At 57.5% G+C, this 18,966-nt stretch carries 16 protein-coding genes and 1 pseudogene; 11 read left to right on the top strand and 6 right to left on the bottom strand.

Features of this window, described 5'->3' with window-relative positions; genetic code table 11:
• Nucleotides 1-232 precede the first annotated feature (232 nt).
• Nucleotides 233-955, bottom strand: a complete 723-nt coding sequence (gene hutC, locus AKG12_RS27700; RefSeq protein ID WP_046799090.1) for a histidine utilization transcriptional repressor HutC — start codon at nucleotides 953-955, stop codon at nucleotides 233-235.
• A 54-nt stretch (nucleotides 956-1,009) separates the two neighbouring features.
• Entirely contained in the window at nucleotides 1,010-2,356 is a 1,347-nt protein-coding gene (locus AKG12_RS27695) for a formimidoylglutamate deiminase (RefSeq protein WP_052821309.1), read from the bottom strand.
• Nucleotides 2,357-2,470: 114 nt separating this feature from the next.
• On the opposite strand from AKG12_RS27695, the gene hutI reads away from it, so the two are divergent.
• The 5 genes from hutI to AKG12_RS27670 all read left to right on the top strand — a co-directional run bounded on the left by hutI (nucleotide 2,471) and on the right by AKG12_RS27670 (nucleotide 8,528).
• Nucleotides 2,471-3,730 carry an imidazolonepropionase gene (hutI, locus tag AKG12_RS27690; RefSeq protein ID WP_052821308.1) on the top strand — a complete coding sequence of 420 codons (1,260 nt, stop codon included), beginning with the start codon at nucleotides 2,471-2,473 and terminating at the stop codon, nucleotides 3,728-3,730.
• Nucleotides 3,727-5,271, top strand: coding sequence for a histidine ammonia-lyase (hutH, locus tag AKG12_RS27685; protein ID WP_052821307.1), 1,545 nt, complete (start codon nucleotides 3,727-3,729; stop codon nucleotides 5,269-5,271). The genes hutI and hutH overlap by 4 nt, the downstream gene beginning before the upstream one ends.
• A 135-nt stretch (nucleotides 5,272-5,406) precedes the next feature.
• Nucleotides 5,407-6,210: an N-formylglutamate deformylase gene (hutG, locus tag AKG12_RS27680; RefSeq protein ID WP_052821306.1), complete on the top strand. Its 804-nt coding sequence runs from the start codon at nucleotides 5,407-5,409 to the stop codon at nucleotides 6,208-6,210.
• 11 nt (nucleotides 6,211-6,221) lie between these two features.
• Nucleotides 6,222-7,895, top strand: coding sequence for a urocanate hydratase (gene hutU, locus AKG12_RS27675; protein WP_046799085.1), 1,674 nt, complete (start codon nucleotides 6,222-6,224; stop codon nucleotides 7,893-7,895).
• A gap of 63 nt (nucleotides 7,896-7,958) precedes the next feature.
• The gene (locus tag AKG12_RS27670; RefSeq protein WP_052821305.1) at nucleotides 7,959-8,528 is read left to right on the top strand and encodes a HutD/Ves family protein; all 570 of its coding nucleotides are present in this window, start codon (nucleotides 7,959-7,961) and stop codon (nucleotides 8,526-8,528) included.
• A 44-nt stretch (nucleotides 8,529-8,572) separates the two neighbouring features.
• On the opposite strand, the gene AKG12_RS27665 is transcribed toward AKG12_RS27670, so the two are convergent.
• The 4 genes from AKG12_RS27665 to AKG12_RS27650 form a co-directional block, all read right to left on the bottom strand.
• Complete coding sequence (locus AKG12_RS27665) at nucleotides 8,573-10,051, bottom strand: M81 family metallopeptidase (RefSeq protein WP_052821304.1); 1,479 nt, start codon at nucleotides 10,049-10,051, stop codon at nucleotides 8,573-8,575.
• A gap of 70 nt (nucleotides 10,052-10,121) precedes the next feature.
• Nucleotides 10,122-11,210 (bottom strand): D-TA family PLP-dependent enzyme, encoded by a 1,089-nt coding sequence (locus AKG12_RS27660; RefSeq protein WP_082179091.1) that lies wholly within the window; start codon nucleotides 11,208-11,210, stop codon nucleotides 10,122-10,124.
• A 32-nt stretch (nucleotides 11,211-11,242) separates the two neighbouring features.
• Nucleotides 11,243-11,638 carry a RidA family protein gene (locus tag AKG12_RS27655; RefSeq protein WP_046799081.1) on the bottom strand — a complete coding sequence of 132 codons (396 nt, stop codon included), beginning with the start codon at nucleotides 11,636-11,638 and terminating at the stop codon, nucleotides 11,243-11,245.
• Between the two features lie 413 nt (nucleotides 11,639-12,051).
• A complete protein-coding gene (locus AKG12_RS27650; RefSeq protein WP_052821302.1) occupies nucleotides 12,052-13,437 on the bottom strand; it encodes an FAD/NAD(P)-binding protein in 1,386 nt (461 codons plus the stop codon).
• A gap of 423 nt (nucleotides 13,438-13,860) precedes the next feature.
• Between AKG12_RS27650 and repA the strand changes: the two genes are divergently transcribed.
• From repA to AKG12_RS27620, 6 genes and pseudogenes are all read left to right on the top strand, one after another.
• The gene (gene repA, locus AKG12_RS27645) at nucleotides 13,861-15,075 is read left to right on the top strand and encodes a plasmid partitioning protein RepA (protein WP_082179090.1); all 1,215 of its coding nucleotides are present in this window, start codon (nucleotides 13,861-13,863) and stop codon (nucleotides 15,073-15,075) included.
• Nucleotides 15,072-16,085 carry a plasmid partitioning protein RepB gene (gene repB, locus AKG12_RS27640; RefSeq protein WP_052821300.1) on the top strand — a complete coding sequence of 338 codons (1,014 nt, stop codon included), beginning with the start codon at nucleotides 15,072-15,074 and terminating at the stop codon, nucleotides 16,083-16,085. Before repA ends, repB begins: the two co-directional genes overlap by 4 nt.
• Nucleotides 16,086-16,270: 185 nt before the next feature.
• On the top strand, nucleotides 16,271-17,548 hold the full coding sequence (gene repC, locus AKG12_RS27635; protein ID WP_082179089.1) for a plasmid replication protein RepC: 1,278 nt from the start codon (nucleotides 16,271-16,273) through the stop codon (nucleotides 17,546-17,548).
• A 476-nt stretch (nucleotides 17,549-18,024) separates the two neighbouring features.
• Complete coding sequence (locus tag AKG12_RS27630; RefSeq protein WP_052821298.1) at nucleotides 18,025-18,237, top strand: hypothetical protein; 213 nt, start codon at nucleotides 18,025-18,027, stop codon at nucleotides 18,235-18,237.
• 66 nt (nucleotides 18,238-18,303) lie between these two features.
• Nucleotides 18,304-18,588, top strand: a complete 285-nt coding sequence (locus AKG12_RS27625; RefSeq protein WP_052821297.1) for a hypothetical protein — start codon at nucleotides 18,304-18,306, stop codon at nucleotides 18,586-18,588.
• Nucleotides 18,589-18,633: 45 nt separating this feature from the next.
• A pseudogene (locus AKG12_RS27620) lies at nucleotides 18,634-18,903 on the top strand (low temperature requirement protein A); the annotation flags it as partial.
• Nucleotides 18,904-18,966 lie beyond the last annotated feature (63 nt).

The following is an 18,966-nucleotide window of genomic DNA, read 5'->3' as shown; positions in this document are numbered from 1 at the left end:
AGACTTCGTCGCCAGCAGCGCCGCCGCCCTCGTTCAGTGAGCGGACTTATAAGAGATCACCCTCAAACAAGTCAACAGCTCAAATCACGAAAAATAAGAAAATCTATCAAGTTATTGATTTTAAAAGATAGTTTGCAAAACGCTCGCTGAAACTGGCGGATTCCGTGCTTTTCCCGTCTAGCACCGATGCATCCGCCCTTTCGCTTATAAAGGGATCTCGCCTTTGCTGATCTCAGTCGGACGAAGGACTGAAGCGGGCGACCAGGGCATGGGCATTGCCGGGATAAGAGAAGCGCACATAGGTGACGGCGCCGGAGTTGCTCCAGGTCCGCCGCTCCACGACAAGGCAGGCTTGCCTGTCGGAGATACCCAGCAGACGGGCAATCTCCTTTGACGCTATTTCGGCGCTGATGCGGTGTTCGGCATTGCTCCACGGAACATGGCCGAGCAGCCAGGGACCGGGCGCAATCTCGGTAAAGTCGGCTTCGGCTGCTTCCGGCACGGCGGCCAGATTGATGAGACGCTGCTCGACGCAGAATTCCCGTATGCCCGCAAAATGGATGCAGATGATATCGAGCAAGGGTGCGCCGACGGAAATATCGAGGCTTGCACGATCTTCACTCTTTGCCGCACGCTGCGTGCATTTCAGGATTTTGAAACCGTAATCCAGATCAAGGGATTCGACTTCGGCCCTGATATCGTGAATTTCGAGGACGGCGGATTGGATCTGCGGCTGGCGAACGAAACTGCCGGATTTCTTGCGCCGTTCGATCAAACCAGCCTTGGCAAGCTGGCCCATGACCTTGTTGACGGTCATGCGCGAGCAATCATAATGGGTGGCGAGGTCGACCTCGAACGGCAATCTGTGGCCTGGCGGCCATTCCCCCGAAACGATCCGGCCCTCGATATCGCTGAGGATACGCTGGTGCAGAGTTTGCCCGGCAGAAGCTTTCATCACGTCCGTAATGCCTTTCCGCACCGGCTCGATCTCGTTTCAGTCCAGCCCATATCAGCTATTGAGAAGTTCAGCCATGACCTTGTTGAAGCGCTCCGATATTGCACGGCGGCGGATATGCCGACCCGCCTGCACCTGTATTTCGCCGCGCACCCAGACGGAATCGACATGGACGCCGCCAGCGAATATCCACTGGTCAAGAATCTGGGATGCAGGAAGATAAGAAACAGCCGAGACATCCAGGGCGACAAGATCAGCGCTTTTTCCCTTTTCTATTGCATTTTGTGATGCCAGAGCCCTGCCGCCGCCTGCAAGCGCCTGCCGGAACAATTTTTCACCGGTGGAGCCTCCGGCATCGGCAATGACATTACGCGCGCGGCGCGTCAGACGCTGCGAATATTCGAGCGTCCGCAATTCTTCGGGCAGGGAGATGAGAATGTTGGAATCGGAACCGACGCCATAATGCCCGCCTTCCGCGATAAAATCCGGAGCGGGGAAGATGCCGTCGCCGAGATTGGCTTCGGTGATTGGGCAGAGGCCGGCAACAGCACCGCTTTTCGCCATGCGGCGCGTTTCGGCCTCCGTCATATGCGTGGCATGGATGAGGCACCAGCGATCATCGACCGGCGCATTCTCCAGAAGCCACTCAACCGGTCGCGCTCCTGAAACGGCGAGCGAATCTTCGACCTCCTTTGTCTGTTCCGCCACATGAATGTGGATCGGCCCACCCTTTGCCAGCGGCTCGATGGCCGCCAGCTCTTTGCCGGTCACGGCGCGCAGGCTGTGCGGCGCGATGCCAAGCACGGCACCCGGCAGGGATTTGACCACCGCCTGTGCGCCCTGCATCAGCCTTTCGTAACTGTCGAGCGAATGGATGAAACGCTTTTGCCCGTCGATCGGCGGCTGACCGCCAAAACCGGAATGCGCGTAAAAGACCGGCAGCAATGTCAGGCCGATACCGGTTTGTGCGGCCGCCGCGCCGATGCGCTCCGCCATTTCGGCGATATTGCCGTAATGCGAACCATCCCTGTCATTGTGCAGATAATGGAATTCCCCGACCCGCCCGAAACCGGCCTCCAGCATTTCCATATAAAGCTGGGCGGCAACCGCCTCGACATGGTCAGGCGTCATTGAGAGCGCAAATTTGTACATGACTGTGCGCCAGCTCCAGAAACTGTCATCGGCCGGCCCGCGAATTTCGGCAAGTCCGGCCATGGCCCGCTGAAAGGCATGGCTGTGGAGATTGGGCATGGCCGGAACAATGACCGCATGGCGCTCATCCTGCGGCTGAGGGGAGACGCCGGTTTCGACCAATGAAACAACGCCGTCATCGCAAACAATGCGAACGTCCCGCGCCCACCCCCCGGCCAGAAGCGCTGCGCCCGCGTGAATTGCCGTCATGCCACCCTCTCCTCTTGTCGTTATGGGCAAGGCCATTTCAGACATGAAATTGCGGCTTGCCAAGCCGATTATTATGTATATACATTTAAGCCATAAAGGAAAGGCGAAAAGCAAATGCCAGGGAACAAATCCGTAAAGGGAATGGCAGCAGGAGACGCCACCACATTGTGGCGCAACGCCCGGCTGGCGACTTTCGATCCATCCATGGAAGGCATCGGCGCGGTCGAAAATGCCGTCATCGCCGTGCGCGGCGGCCGCATCGCCTTTGCCGGCCCGGAAAATGATCTGCCTGCCGATCTGGCAGCAGCCGATGAGATCACCGATTGCGGCGGCCGCTGGATCACGCCCTCCTTGATTGACTGCCACACCCATCTGGTCTTCGGCGGCAACCGGGCGATGGAATTCGAGATGCGGCTGAATGGCGCGACGTATGAAGAGATCGCCAAGGCGGGCGGCGGCATCGTTTCTTCGGTGCGCGATACCCGCGCAATCTCGGAAGACGCTCTGGTGGCTCAGGCTTTGCCGCGTCTCGACACGCTTCTGGCCGAGGGCATTTCCACCATCGAAATCAAATCCGGTTACGGTCTGGCTATAGAGACCGAACTGAAAATGCTGCGTGTTGCCCGCAGGCTTGCAACGCTGCGGCCGGTGCGGATCGTCACCAGCTATCTGGCCGCCCATGCGACGCCCGCTGAGTATAAGGGCCGCAATGCCGATTACATTACCGATGTCGTTCTGCCAGGGCTGGAAAAAGCCCATGCCGAAGGGCTGGTGGATGCGGTGGACGGTTTTTGCGAAGGCATCGCCTTTTCCGTCGAGGAGATCACGCGCGTGTTCGAAAAAGCACGGCAGCTCGGTCTTCCCGTCAAACTGCATGCCGAGCAGCTTTCCGATCTTGGCGGGGCAAAGCTTGCCGCATCCTATGGCGCCCTTTCCGCCGATCATCTGGAATATCTGGATGAGGCGGGCGCGAACGCACTGGCGAAAGCGGGAACCGTGGCCGTGCTTTTGCCCGGCGCTTTTTACGCGCTCCGGGAAAAACAGGCCCCGCCGGTTCAGGCCCTGCGCGACGCGGGTGCGACAATCGCGCTGGCAACAGATTGCAATCCCGGCACCTCACCGCTCACCTCGCTGCTCCTGACCATGAATATGGGTGCCACGCTTTTCCGCATGACCGTGGAAGAGTGCCTGACGGCGACGACACGCAATGCCGCCAAGGCGCTGGGCCTGCTTGCGGAAACCGGCACGCTGGAGGCCGGAAAATCCGCCGACTTCACTATCTGGGATATCGAGCGCCCGGCCGAGCTTGTCTACCGCATCGGTTTCAACCCGCTCCATGCCCACATTTTCAAGGGACAGAAGGTTTCCCCATGACCATGAAGACCATTACGCTTCACCCCGGCAATGTAGCCCTTGCCGACCTTGCCGGCATTTACTGGACCAATGGCGCCGCGAAGCTCGACCCCTCATTCGACGCCGGTATAAACAAGGCGGCGGCGCGCATAGCGGAGATCGCCGCAGGCAATGCGCCTGTCTATGGCATCAATACCGGTTTCGGCAAACTCGCATCCATTAAGATCGACGCGGCCGATGTAGCGACACTGCAGCGGAACCTTATCCTGTCGCATTGCTGCGGGGTCGGCGCCCCGCTTCCTGAAAATGTCGTGCGGCTAATCATGGCGCTGAAGCTGATTTCGCTCGGCCGCGGCGCCTCGGGTGTGCGGCTGGAGCTGGTGCGGCTGATCGAGGCCATGCTGGAAAAGGGCGTCATTCCGGTGATCCCCGAAAAGGGTTCGGTCGGTGCCTCCGGCGATCTCGCGCCGCTGGCCCATATGGCCGCCGTGATGATGGGCGAAGGCGAGGCTTTTTATCAGGACACGCTTCTGCCAGCCGGCGAAGCGCTTGCAAAAGCCGGGCTGATACCGGTGGTTCTAGCCGCCAAGGAAGGCTTGGCGCTTATCAACGGTACGCAGACCTCGACGGCACTGGCGCTGGCCGGTCTTTTCCGCGCCCATCGCGCCGCCCAGGCCGCGTTGATTACCGGCGCACTCTCCACCGATGCCGCCATGGGGTCTTCCGCGCCCTTCCATCCCGATATCCACACACTTCGCGGCCATAAAGGTCAGATCGATGCGGGGGCAGCGCTTCGCCGGCTGCTGGAAGGTTCCGAAATCCGCGTTAGCCATATCGAGGGTGACGAGCGGGTACAGGACCCCTATTGCATTCGTTGCCAGCCGCAGGTGGACGGCGCCTGCCTCGATCTTCTGCGGCAGGTGGCCCGCACGCTCGAAATCGAAGCCAATGCGGTAACGGATAATCCACTGGTGCTATCAGACAATTCCGTCGTATCCGGCGGCAATTTCCACGCCGAACCGGTGGCCTTTGCCGCCGACCAGACGGCACTTGCCATCTGCGAAATCGGCGCGATCGCCCAGCGCCGCGTGGCGCTGCTGGTCGATCCGGCCCTTTCCTACGGTCTGCCCGCCTTTCTATCCAAAAAGCCGGGCCTGAACTCCGGCCTGATGATTGCCGAAGTCACCTCTGCCGCACTGATGAGCGAGAACAAGCAGATGGCGCATCCGGCCTCGGTGGATTCCACACCAACTTCCGCCAATCAGGAAGACCACGTGTCCATGGCCTGCCATGGTGCGCGTCGCCTGCTGCCGATGACCGAAAATCTCTTCGCCATCCTTGGTATTGAAGCGCTTTCCGCCATCCAGGGTGTAGAATTGCGCGGGCCACTGAAAACCAGCCCGGAGCTTCAAAAGGCTATTACCGTGCTTCGTGCGTCAATCCCCTCGCTGGAAGAGGACCGTTATATGGCGCCGGATCTGAAAGCGGCTGCGGAGCTGATCGCTTCCGGCGCTCTGGTCTCCGTGATTTCGGATGGCATTCTGCCGAAGCTCGAGGTTTGAGATGACAAGCCAATTGTTTTCCTCCGTTCCGGTCGGTGCGTTGGGGCTACTCCCCTCTGCCCTGCCGGGCATCTCCCCCTCAAGGGGGGAGATCACATACCGTGTCCGCTCGTTCCCTAGGCAAGGTGCTGGCCGATGAGCACGCCTTTCTCGCTGCACCAAGGCACCTCGCCAATCATTCTCGGCCTGCCTCACACCGGTACGGATGTGCCGGCGGAGATTTGGGATCGCCTCAACGACAATGGCAGGATTCTCGCCGATACCGACTGGCACATCCACGACCTCTATGCCGGGCTTCTGGAGAATGTGACCACGGTCCGCGCCACCTTCCACCGCTACGTGATCGATGCCAACCGCGACCCCGCCGGAGTGAGCCTTTATCCGGGCCAGAACACGACGGGACTGGTTCCGGAAACCGATTTCGACGGCAAACCCATCTGGAATGAGGGGCAGCAACCGAATGCAGCTGATATCGCCTATCGGCTGGAAACCTCTCACGCGCCCTATCATGCAGCCCTTGCGGCGGAAATCGAGCGGGTGAAGGCCATTCACGGCATCGCCATTCTCTATGATTGCCATTCGATCCGCTCGCATATCCCCTTTCTGTTCGAGGGCAAGCTGCCGGATTTCAACATCGGCACGGATATGGGCAGGACCTGCGATCCGGCCATAGAGCGGATTGCCGTGGACGTGACCGCTGCCGCAGAGGGTTACGACAGCATTCTGAACGGCCGCTTCAAAGGCGGCTGGACGACCCGGCATTATGGAAAACCTGAAGCCGGCATGCACGCTATTCAGATGGAGTTGGCGCAATCCACCCATCTCGCCAGTGAGGTGCCGCCTTTCGCCTATGACGCGCAAAAGGCGGAACGCCTGCGCAACCATCTCAAAACCATTCTCACGCGCATGGAAAATTTCGCGCTCGAGACACAACGATAAGGGGAAATCACATGGATAATCCGCGCCACAATATTCGCGAAGTCCACGCGCCGCAGGGCAATGAGCTGAACGCCAAAAGCTGGATGACGGAAGCGCCGCTGCGCATGCTGATGAACAATCTCGACCCTGATGTCGCCGAACGGCCGCATGAGCTGGTGGTTTATGGCGGCATCGGCCGCGCCGCCCGCACCTGGGAAGATTTCGACCGCATCGTTGCGACGCTGAAGGATCTGAACGAGGATGAAACCCTCATCGTGCAGTCCGGCAAGCCGGTCGGCGTGTTCCGTACCCACAAGGATGCGCCGCGTGTTTTGATCGCCAATTCCAATCTGGTGCCGCATTGGGCCACCTGGGACCATTTCAACGAGCTGGATAAGAAGGGGCTGGCCATGTACGGCCAGATGACGGCCGGTTCCTGGATTTATATCGGCACGCAGGGCATCGTGCAGGGTACTTATGAAACCTTCGTCGAGGCCGGTCGCCAGCACTATGGCGGCAACCTCAAGGGCAAATGGATCCTGACCGGCGGTCTTGGCGGCATGGGTGGCGCCCAACCGCTGGCCGCCGTCATGGCAGGCGCCTGCTGCCTTGCGGTCGAATGCGATGAAACCCGCGTCGATTTCCGGCTGCGCACGCGATATGTCGACGCAAAGGCACACACGCTGGATGAGGCGCTGGCACTCATCGACCAATGGACCAAGGCGGGCGAAGCGAAATCCGTTGGCCTGATCGGCAATGCGGCGGAAATCTTCCCCGAACTGTTTCGCCGTGGCGTCCGCCCCGATATGGTCACCGACCAGACGTCGGCACATGATCCGATCCACGGTTATCTGCCGGCCGGATGGACCGTGGCCGAATGGCGCGCCAAACAGGAAAGCGATCCGAAGGCAGTCGCCGCTGCCGCCCGCGCCTCGATGAAGGTACATGTGCAGGCGATGGTCGATTTCTGGAACGCCGGTGTTCCCACGCTGGATTACGGCAATAACATCCGCCAGGTCGCCAAGGATGAAGGGCTGGAAGACGCCTTCGCCTTCCCCGGCTTCGTTCCGGCCTATATCCGCCCGCTGTTCTGCCGCGGCATCGGCCCGTTCCGTTGGGCAGCACTTTCGGGCGATCCGGAAGATATCTACAAGACCGACGCCAAGGTGAAGGAACTGCTGCCTGATAACAAGCACCTGCATAACTGGCTGGACATGGCACGTGAACGCATCGCGTTTCAGGGCCTGCCGGCGCGAATCTGCTGGGTCGGGCTCGGCGACCGCCATCGTCTGGGGCTTGCCTTCAACGAAATGGTGAAGAATGGCGAGCTGAAAGCGCCTGTTGTCATCGGCCGTGACCATCTCGACAGCGGCTCCGTCGCCTCACCCAACCGCGAAACCGAAGCCATGAAGGACGGTTCGGATGCCGTTTCCGACTGGCCGCTCCTGAATGCGCTGCTGAACACCGCTTCCGGCGCAACCTGGGTTTCGCTGCACCACGGTGGCGGTGTCGGCATGGGCTTCTCGCAGCATTCCGGCATGGTCATCTGCGCCGATGGCACCGACGATGCCGCTCGCCGGCTGGAGCGCGTGCTCTGGAACGACCCGGCAACTGGCGTCATGCGTCATGCCGATGCCGGTTATGAAATCGCTGTGGACTGCGCCAAGGAGCAGGGTCTGCGCCTGCCCGGCATTCTCGGCAATTGATTTTCGCATGGCCGGAAACGCGGATAGGCGTTTTCGGCCAGCACCGTGCGGAGTTAGAGAATCATGACCCTGTTGCGCGCAAGCGATTACAAACGCATGCCCTGGAAAAATGGCGGTGGCGAAACGGTGGAAATCGCCATCTTCCCGCCAGCGGCCTCCGTGAATGATTTTGATTGGCGAATCAGCATGGCGACGGTTGCGAGCGACGGGCCGTTTTCGATTTTTCCCGGCATAGACCGCACGCTGTCCATCCTTCAGGGCAATGGCATGGCGCTTGCGGTTGCAGCCAACGATCCACTGCTGCTGACGATGGAGAGCGCCCCCCTGCCCTTTCCGGCCGATGTTTCTGTCAATGCGACATTGCCCGGTGGCCCGATCGTCGATCTCAACGTCATGACCCGCCGCTCAGCTTTCCGTCATGCCGTGCGAAGGCAATCCGGCACGTTTTCTGCAACAGCAGAGGGCGTCACGACACTCGTTCTCGCACTCGATCCGCTGGCGGTTTCCAGCGGCGATGGAAAAACCAATCTCGAGCGGCTGGACAGCCTGTTGATCGAAGACAGTCGGCCTTTCACTGTCGAACCCGATCAAAATACGGGTGCGTTTTTCCTCATCACACTTCAGCCCATCTAAAGCGGCTGCACGCTTAGAGCGATTCCGTTTTTATTGGAGAAGCCCTAGTCTAGACCCAGCGGATCGGCCACGCGTGGCCAGAGCTTGAGGCTCGCTTTGCGATAGGCGGTTGTAGCCGGATCGGTTGGATAAGAGGTCGGTGCTGCAATATAGACGATCTCAGAGGAGACAGGCGCAAAACCCGCATGGAAATGATTGGTTGATTTGACCAGCAGCACGTCTTTTTTTGCGAAATCGATCCCGAGGTTGGAAAAGATATCCGGCTCATAAGTTTGGGTGCGGCTGGTAATGAGGATGATATCGATCTCTGTCCCAACCGGCCGCACGACGGCGGCGCGACCGAGCGTGACGCGGCTGTTGCGGAAACTCTGCCAGCCGGCCTCAACGGTGCGTATCACCTTTATACGGAAGTCGAGCGGCTCGCCGCCCTCGGGGCTGGATTTGCCGCCGATGCGCAGATCGATCTCTGCCCCCTCGCCGGCCGCATGACAGAAAGATACCGCAATCGGATCCCAGATCGTTGCGACGCCGATATTATCCATGCCGCGCTCCACCATGCGCCGCAGGATATGGGTGGCATCACCGGCAACGCCACCACCCGGATTGTCCCATATGTCCGACACCACCACCGGCTTGTCCGGATTGCCGCTGCGAATCGCAAGGACCTTGTCGAGGCCCGATTCCGTATCCAGCATGGGCATGGCGGTCAGTTTGCGCATGGCATAAAGTTCATGGCCGAGTTTTTCGGCCAGCGCATCGCCCTTTTCCCTGTCGCCATCGGTGACGACGACAATCCGCGTGCCCATATCAGGCACATCGCCCGCCATGAAACCGTGGATGACCGAAATCGACAGGATGCCGTCCTTGCCTTCCATCGCCTTCAAACGATCCACATAAGAGCGCATTGGCTCGCGGCTGGTCGGATAAATGGTGATCATGCGGCAATCGAACGTGGAAATCACCGGTTTGATTTCACCGCGCAGGGCGCGCAGCGCCAGTTCAACGACATGCTCGCCGCGTTCCTCAAAATCGGTGTGGGGAAACTCCAGGAACGTTGCCATGAAATCGAGATTTTTAACTCTCAGCGCCGTCAGATGGCTATGAGGATCGAATTCCGCCGCGATCAATACCTCCGGCCCGACCATTGCGCGCACGCGCGACAGAAAATCGCCTTCCGGATCATCATAACCCTGTGCCACCATTGCGCCGTGCAGACCGAGAACGACCGCATCAACCGGCAGCGCTTGCCGGAGTTCCGCAAGGATAGTATCGCGCAACGTTTCATAGGTCTGGCGCTGGATGAGACCTGCCGGCTCCGCCCAGCAGGATGTGCCCTCGATCACCGTGAACCCTTCCGCCTTGCCGCGACGGCGCAGGATTGGCACCGGCGAGGAGCAAAGCGTCGGCGTTTCCGGATGTTCGCCCGGCCCGGCATAAAAAGCCGCGCGGAAAGCATCCATATCCGTCGGAACGGGCGAAAACGTGTTGGTTTCGGTGGCGAGCGACGCCGTGAATATGCGCATTTTTGTATTTCTCGTTACCGGGACTGCTTTAGGCAGTTTTCTGTCTCTTAATTTGATTAGCCGGGTAATATTACCAGACGGTACCACGTGCGGCCACGTCTTCCACCCGGGTCACGAGGCCGTTTCGATGAAACACCATCCTGTCGAAAAGGTTGCTGACAACGCAGGTATGGTTCGGCACAACCTTGACCACGTCACCGATTTCCGGCCTGCCGGACGTGCAGCCGGATAGATCGACAACTGCATGCTCTTCCGAGAGCGAGATGATTTTCGCACCTTCATAACCTTCGATCAGCCCGTAATCGCTGAAACCAAGAAGATCGGAGGTCAAAGCCTTGGAGCCGCAATCGAGCACGGCCCTATCGGTTGTGGGCCGCGATACGACAGTGGCAAGAACATGCATTGCCAGATCGCCGGCCGTACAATGACCAGCGCGCAGCATGGCGCGGTCATTATATACATAGGTGCCCGCCCGGTGTTCGGTTGCCGAAGGCACGAGGTGCGCGGCGTAAAAATCCGGTGAACCGCCGCTGGAACGGACAGGGCATTCGATGCCTCTCGCCGCAAGCAGCGCCATTGTCTCGCAAATGAAGCTCTCGACCTTTTCAGCCCCGCCCGGTGCCGGATAGGTTAAAATGCCTTTGAAGACGAGGCCCGGTGCCGCATCGATCTTTTCCGCAAGCGACAGGGCGGCTTCCGGCGTCTGCACACCACAGCGCTTTCCGCCAGTATCACATTCGACAAGCACGGCAAGTGGCTTTTCCGTATCGAATGTGCCAGCAAGGCCGGCAATTGTCGCGACGCTGTCAGCGACGACGCTCAACCGGCCGATACGCGCATTCAGCGCCTTTAGTCGCGACAATTTCGCCGCGCCCAGAATATTATAGGTGATCAGAATATCGTCGAATCCGGCATCTGCAAAAATCTCGGCTTCGCTGACCTTCTGGCAATTGATGCCGATGGCGCCGGCCTGAAGCTGCTGCCTGGCGATGGCCGGTATCTTGTGCGTCTTGATATGTGGCCGGAAGGCCTTGCCATGGCCATCGAGATAGGACTGCGCCTTGAGAATATTCGCCGCAAGCCGATCCTCGTCGATCACCGGCATCGGCGTTGAAATCGCATCGAGTGGTGTGCCCGCTTCAGGCCATGGATAGGTCATCATATGCTCTCAAAACCATAAAAATCAGATAGTTAAGCCACCGGCTTATAAGCGATAACATCCATTTCCACCTTTGCATCGACCATCAGTGGCGACTGCACGGTCGAGCGCGCCGGCGGATGATCGATGAAATATTTCTGGAAAACGGCATTGAAGCTCGAAAAATCTCGGGCATCATCCAGCCAGACGTTAACCTTTACCACATCGGCAAGCGTGCAATCGGCAAGCGCCAGAACGTCCTTGATGTTGGCCACAACCTGCTCGGTCTGGGCCACGATGCCGCCGGTCACCACTTCCCCGTCAATGGTCGGCACCTGCCCGGAAACATAGACAAAATCGCCGGCCCGAACGGCCTTCGCAAATGGCCGACGTTGGCCACCGGCCTGATTATCAGCCGTCGCGAACCTCACCAGTTTCTGCTTTTCCATCAAAACCTCGCAAATAATTTTCATGATTATTGCATTTTTCGGAATTTATAGCCGGTTTTGCGGCGACATTCCATAACCGATGTAAATTATTTAGCAAAATAGAGAAAACGTTCCTGTCTCTTCCCCAATCGGTACGAAATCGCTAATCCCAGATGATAACAGGGACGAGCGATATTTTCGAGGAACCACATGTTGCTGCAAGAGCATATCATTGTGTTCCGTCTGTCCTTTGAGGGAAGTTGCTCCGACGCGCTCCTCCAGCTTTGGAGGTCCCCAATGGTTCAATCATTGGGTATTCGTCAACTCGGAAAAGTTTGCCGCGGCTAACACCAAAGATGGGAAATTCGGAGAAAACAGGCGCCAAACAAATATGCCTTGAATACGGTCTTGCTTGCGATATTTCAGCCAGCAATTTACCGCTGGGCTGAAACCCTATCATTCGATGACACTCTGTCTGCGACGTGTTGCGCAATTTTTTGTGCCTGTACCCGAATATCCGGTACAGCTGTTATTTCCCATAAGCGGCCCGCCGTCAGGGCACCGGCCGCGAAGAGGCCGGACCAGCTTTGTCCATCCGCCCGCAACAGGCGAGACTGGCCGTCCACTTCAACGCCGAGACCCAGAGGATCCAGCAGAAGCACACCGTCGTTTCGCATGTTTTCCAAAAGGCGCGAATGGCCAATACCCGCTCGCTCCATACCCGTGCAATTGACAACCCAATCCACCTGCAGCTCTTTCAATATCTGCGTATGCCGGCGGCGGTAGCACAGGGTAATGCCCTCGTCCTGCTCTACAACAGAGCTGAGGTAACCCGCGTGGATTTCCAGAATATCATCCGTAAGCAGTTTCTCAAAAGCCGCATGAACCTCCGGCGCGATGCGGTGCCGGTGAATATTCCACCACGGCAAAGCATGTCGAAGGAACCTGCTTCGTTGAGCAGCCGTGAGAGCTTGCCAAAGCGACTGCGTTCTCGGACGCAGCCCATCCATGACCGTACGCCAGGGTGCGCCCTCCCTCGCCTGTTTGCGCAAGGACTGCAACAGGCGGCTAATCTGCGTGGTTTTCTCCGGCAAGATTGGATCGACCGGGTGCAAAGGTGGACTGATGTGCGGATGCGGCACAAGTCCGCGACGAGACAGGACATGAATCGGCCCCGTATGCCCTTTTCCCCGCAGGGTCAGCACTTGGTCAATCATCGTCAACCCGGAACCGAGAATACAGATGCGGTCGCCCATCTTCACCTTCGATAGCCACCCGGGCTGCCAGCAGTGACCGATGATCCGCTGCGGCCTGCCCTCGTCGTTCGCAACAGTTTGCACCGGCAAACTCGCCGCACCAACACCCACACACAGAACAACGTTTTGCGCGCGCATCATCTCACCGTTTTCGAGAACGAAGGTAAATCCGCCCGCATCGTTGGGGCGGCAGGTGGAAGCCTTGGCCCGAATGAAATCCACCCTCGCCCTCTGTTCACGGCTTCTCAACAGAGTGGCCAATCTGTCTCTTAGATAAAGACCATAATCTCCGCGCGACGCAAACAGTAGAGGGTCGTCCCCTATCCCGTTTTCCTTCAGCCAGTCGACAAAATCTTCCGGGCGATCAGGAAAGACACTCATACGTCCAGCCGGCACATTTAGCCGGTGATAGGGTAGTTCCGTACGGTAGGCCGTTCCACGCCCAAAATCAGACTCATCGCCAACAATGGCGATTGAGGCCTTCGCTGGCAGAGAAGTGAGAAGATGGGCGGCGGTACAGATGGCAGCGAAGCCGGACCCGACGAGAGCGACATCATAGGACATTCATTCCTCCAACCTGCGACAGTATGAATAGCCACACGGGGAGCGCGCGGCTCAACGATACTCTAGTCAATGAGTAGAGATTAAACGCCTGCGAATGTCCACCCTTCACTTTTCACTGCGTTGAGCCGAACAGCAGGGATCTCAATATTCGCTCCCCCGAGTTAGCCGCGGCTAACTTCATGGGTTCTGAAACGCTGTTCAAACAACATTCGACTGACCAACATTGGCAAAGTTAGCCGCGGCTAACCGTCAAACTGTCACAAAAACCAAATGTGATTCTTCCACAATGCTTTAGCGGCAGTTTCGCAACCGGGAAAAAAGCCTATTGCGCCAAAAAGAGAATCGGCGCTTATATCTCAGTTGCGGAAAAAACCGCCTTTTTCGAAAAAAACCGCCACTGCGATATCGAGCGAAAGAAGACAAATGACACAGAGTGCCGACTCAAGACGTGCTGCAGGGGCACCCGACCTGACGGGCCTTATACAACAGCATTCGGCTGCACTGTCAGCCCAATTGCAGGCGCATAATGCAAATACATTTTCACCCCACACCGAAAAGAGCATGCGAAATTTCTCGCCCGCGGAAACCTCGCGGCTGATCGGGATTGGCGAGGCTTATCTTCGCCAGATCGCGGCTGAGCGTCCGGAACTTGACGCGGCACAGGCATCAGGCCGCCGCTCCTATTCCGTTGAAGACATGCACGAGATCAGAAAGCTTCTCGATCAGGGCGCACGTGGCACACGCCGCTATTTGCCCCACCGCCGTGACGGCGAAGAACTACAGGTCATCGCCGTCATGAATTTCAAGGGCGGTTCCGGAAAAACAACAACGTCAGCGCATCTGGCGCAATATCTGGCGCTGCGCGGTTATAGGGTTCTCGCAATCGATCTTGATCCGCAGGCCAGTTTGTCTGCTCTCTTCGGTCATCAGCCAGAGATTGATGTCGGCCCGAATGAAACGCTCTATGGTGCCATCCGCTACGACGAGGAACGCCGTCCGATCGCCGAGATCGTTCGCGGCACCTATATTCCCGGCCTTCACATCGTTCCGGGCAATCTGGAACTCATGGAGTTCGAGCACGACACGCCCCGCGCGCTGATGCGTCGCGCTCCGGGAGACACGTTGTTTTTTGCCCGCATCGGCCAGGCAATCGCCCAGGCGCAGAATTTCTATGATGTCGTCGTGATCGATTGCCCGCCGCAACTCGGTTACCTGACGCTTTCGGCATTGACGGCGGCCACCTCGGTTCTTGTCACCGTCCACCCGCAGATGCTGGACGTCATGTCCATGAACCAGTTCCTTGCCATGACCGGTGATCTTCTCGCTGAAATCGGCCGGGCCGGCGCGCGGTCCGATTATAACTGGATGCGTTACCTCATTACCCGGTTTGAACCGAGTGACGGCCCGCAAAACCAGATGGTTGCTTTCCTGCGTTCGATCTTCGGTGAAAACGTCCTCAATCATCCGATGCTGAAGAGCACGGCCGTCTCCGATGCCGGATTGACCAACCAGACGCTTTTTGAAGTGGAAAGAACCCAGTTCACCCGCTCGACCTATGATCGCGCGCTGGAAGCCATGAACAATGTAAACGCTGAAGTCGAAGGACTGATCAAAAAAGCGTGGGGTAGGGCAGCATGAGCAGAAAGCAGATTTTCGCAAATCTCGGTACACCGGCCACCGACAACAATGACGCTGCCACTGAGCGGGCGCGGCCACGCGTCAGGCCCATCCTTGGTTCTCCCGATCTGGTGACGGATGTTTTGAACTCGCCAGTTGGTATGATTGGCCAGTCGCTGAACGAGGTTTCGGAACGTGCAAAGCGCGCTGAAGAGATCGAAAAGCGGCTCGCCGAGGGTCTGACGATCGTTTCCCTCAACCCTGCCGATATTGATCCTTCGTTCATACCAGATCGTATGCCGGCTTCCGAAGAGGCCGATGCCGGTCTGGTGGAAGCCATTCGCGAGCAGGGACAGCAGGTTCCCATTCTGGTGCGCCCGCATCCCGAGTTTCCGGGCCGTTATCAGGTTGCCTTCGGTCATCGCCGTCTGCGCGCCGTCTCAAGCCTTGGTATTCCGGTCAAGGCCGTCGTTCGCGATCTTAGTGATGAACAGCTGGTCGTGGCGCAGGGGCAGGAAAACAACGAGCGCCGCGATCTCACCTATATCGAAAAGGCGCGCTTCGCCCAGAAACTGCAGATGCGGTTTCCCCGCGATACGATCATGGCGGCAATGTCGCTGCACAAAGGCGATCTTTCCAACATGCTGTCGGTCGTTGGCCGCATTCCGGAGGATCTGGTTGATCTCATCGGTCCCGCGCCTAGCGTCGGTCGCCGTAACTGGATGGATCTCGCCGATCAGCTTTCCTCGTCGCAGGTCAAGGAGGCTGCCCGCGCCTATGTCCGGGAGCCTTCCGTTGCAGCGCTTGTCTCCGAAGACAGGTTCAAATCACTTCTGGATTTCCTGAAGCCCAAGGCCCAGGCGAAAAAAGCCGGTGTCTGGTCGTCTGAAACCGGTGGTCGATTGGCCAAGGTGGTCGAGAGCGACCGCAAGCTGGATATATCGATCGACAAGAACGAAGCCCCGGAATTTGCCGAATTCGTTCTGGAACATCTTCAGGCGCTGTTTGCCGAATACCGATCCAAGCAGTAATTTTTAACTCGAACGACTAACAGGAGACGCATCACAAAAGAAAAAAGCCCCCGAACGTTGCCGCACGGAAGCCTTTCTTTGATCTAAGCACCCAAAGAATCTCATTTCCGCGAATCATAGTCAAGAGTCTTGGCATCGAATTTTTCGGTGAGCGATTTTCTTTTGCCTTGTGAAAGGTGAAAGACATGGACAGCACACATGTAACGACGCCCTTTGGGCGGCGAGCGATGTCGTTTGGCGTTCTCGCAACTCAGTTTGCCGCACAGAAAAACAAGAAAACTGAAGCGGTCGATAAGTGGAAACTCTATCGTTCGGTCTGTGAAGCAAGACCATTGCTCGGTGTGACCGATCGCTCGCTTGCGGTCTTGAACGCGCTTTTGAGTTTTTATCCAAAGAACGAACTCTCCAGCGAAGCCGGCCTGGTCGTCTTCCCGTCCAATACGCAATTGTCGCTGAGAGCACATGGCATGGCCGAACAGACGTTGCGCCGGCATCTCTCGGCTCTCGTCGAAGCCGGTCTCATTATCCGTAAAGATAGCCCAAACGGAAAACGCTACGCCCGCAAGCACAGGGGAGGGGAGATCAGCGAAGCCTATGGTTTCTCGCTGGCGCCGCTTCTTGCCCGCAAAACAGAAATTGAAGACCTGGCTGAACGCATCATCCGCGAGCGGCTCGATCTTCAACGGCTTCGCGAAAGCATCAGCCTTTGCCGTCGTGATATCCAGAAACTCTGTGAAATGATCGCCGCCAGCGGCCAGACTGAAACATTCGAAGGGTTTCAGGCCCGCTACAATACCGTCGCCGGATCGCTTGGCCGCAATTCAAAACCCGCTGAGCTTAAGGAAATCGCCGGTTTTCTGGCCTCGCTACGCGCAGAAGTGACCAACTATCTGGAAAATATTGAAAAATCCGAAGATTTGAGCGGCAATGACTGCCAAAATGAGCGTCTCATAAAGAATTCAGAATCCGAATCCATATCTAAACCGCTAGATTTGCGTGAACCCGCAACCGTTCCACCGGTCGTAAACACTGCGGCTCAGCCAGCATGTGCGGCACCTGTCAGTACAAAACCTTCGCCACCACCGCTCAGGCCTGTTGTTCATAAGCAATTTTTTGTTCCTGATATTGTTTTGGTTTTGAAGGCTTGCCCAGATATCTCGCTCTATGCCCCAGGCGGAGCGGTGACAGGCTGGCGCGATTTGGAGGTGGCAACCTCCGTCATCAGAACCATGTTCAACATCAGCCAGTCGGCTTATCAGGAGGCGCTCACCGCCTTCGGTCGACAGGGAACGGCGGCTATCCTTGCCTGCCTATTGCAGAAGGCGGAGCAGATCAGTTCACTGGGTGGGTATCTACGCAATCTGACCCGGAAGTCACAGGAGGGTGGTTTTGATCTTCAAGCCATGCTGTTGGCGCAGCTGCGCGGTCGCGCGGACAAGCTGGAGACGAGCATGCGAGCGTAAACGTGAACCGTCGGCAAATGGCGATAGCTTGCGAAAAAGCTGGTCCGCAGGTACATTTTCACTGTTTCCAGAATTGCAGAGAGATTCGCGGTAAGGCTGCTGTTGAACACACCAGAATTCAGCCAATGAGAACTCCTATGGTTAATGCAAGGTAATGAAAGTTAAGTCGCTATTAGCTTTCGTTTTAGCTTTTCCCTGATTGGTTTCAATCGCTTGAGTCCGGGATATTTTGAACGCTTAATTGCGGTGATTGGGTCATGTAGACGTTATTTCGTGCATCAGTCCCCACCAAAAAGGGGAGTGGCAAGCCTTCGAACAGCCGTCCGGAACTGTTGGTGACGAAGTTTTGGCCGCGACCAGAAGCGATCATTTTGTAGACGCTTGATGCTCTGGAATGCAGAGCACAAACCAACGGTATTGAACCTTCGTCGTCATTGCGCGTTTCCGCCTGATTGTTGAAAAGGGATGCCGCGCCGATGATTTTTCCAGACGATATGGAGCTGGCTGTCGCTCTCTATATGGCGGACAACGCCTTGCCCCGGCACGTTGCGATTGAAAAGCTTTTGAAAGCGGAGCTCGAAAGTGCGGGCTATCTGACGGGAGGTACGGGCCGGCCACCTGAAATCGTCGATGGGCAAACAAGTGCGGATTATGTGCAATATCGCACCTATCTCGACGGAGAGGCCTGAACAGCGTCGGAACAAAAACGGGCGCAGGCTGTTTATGGCGCAAATAATCACGTCAGGGATAGACCGATGTTGCCCAAGTCCATTTTTCTTTCCGCCGCCTTCACCTGCATGACGGTGCTGCCGGTACTTGCCCAGCCCATTGAGGTCAGCACGCTGGAGCGGGACAAAGCCCGCAGCGTCACATTCTCTGAAGCGTCTGCCGCACCCGATTATATTACGGACGTCCTGGGCAGGAAGGTACGATTGGTGGGGCCGCGTTTTTATCCAGACAGTGCGCGCGCGCTCGAATTTCCAGGACGAACTTCGAGCCTCGATACCCTTGGCGTGGAGGCTGATCTCTCACAACGGTGAGAGGGAACAGCAACTTGATATTTCACGAATGGGCGCAAAAGCAGAATGGGAACTGAAACAGAGCTTTCCGAGTGCACGCCAGCTGCGGAAAGCTGGATCAGGCGAGAAGGACAGGACGCTGAAAAGGCGACTTTCCCCGAGTTGTTTTTCGATCTGGTTTTCGTCTTCGCGCTCATCCAGCTCTCGCATGCATTGGCAAAGGATTTCGGGCCAACGGCTGCGCTTGAAGCAGGCATCCTGATATTGTCGTTATGGTGGCTGTGGATACACACGACCTGGATCACCAATCTGCTCAATACGGTGCGGATTCCGCTGTGAAGCCGGCCGCCATTCCGATCATTGACCGGCCACCGTTCCGATTTGAAGCCGGCCACCATT

This window comes from Agrobacterium sp. SUL3, from assembly GCF_001263295.1.
Taxonomy (GTDB): domain Bacteria; phylum Pseudomonadota; class Alphaproteobacteria; order Rhizobiales; family Rhizobiaceae; genus Agrobacterium; species Agrobacterium tomkonis.
This window is presented reverse-complemented; position numbering and strand designations above follow the sequence as displayed.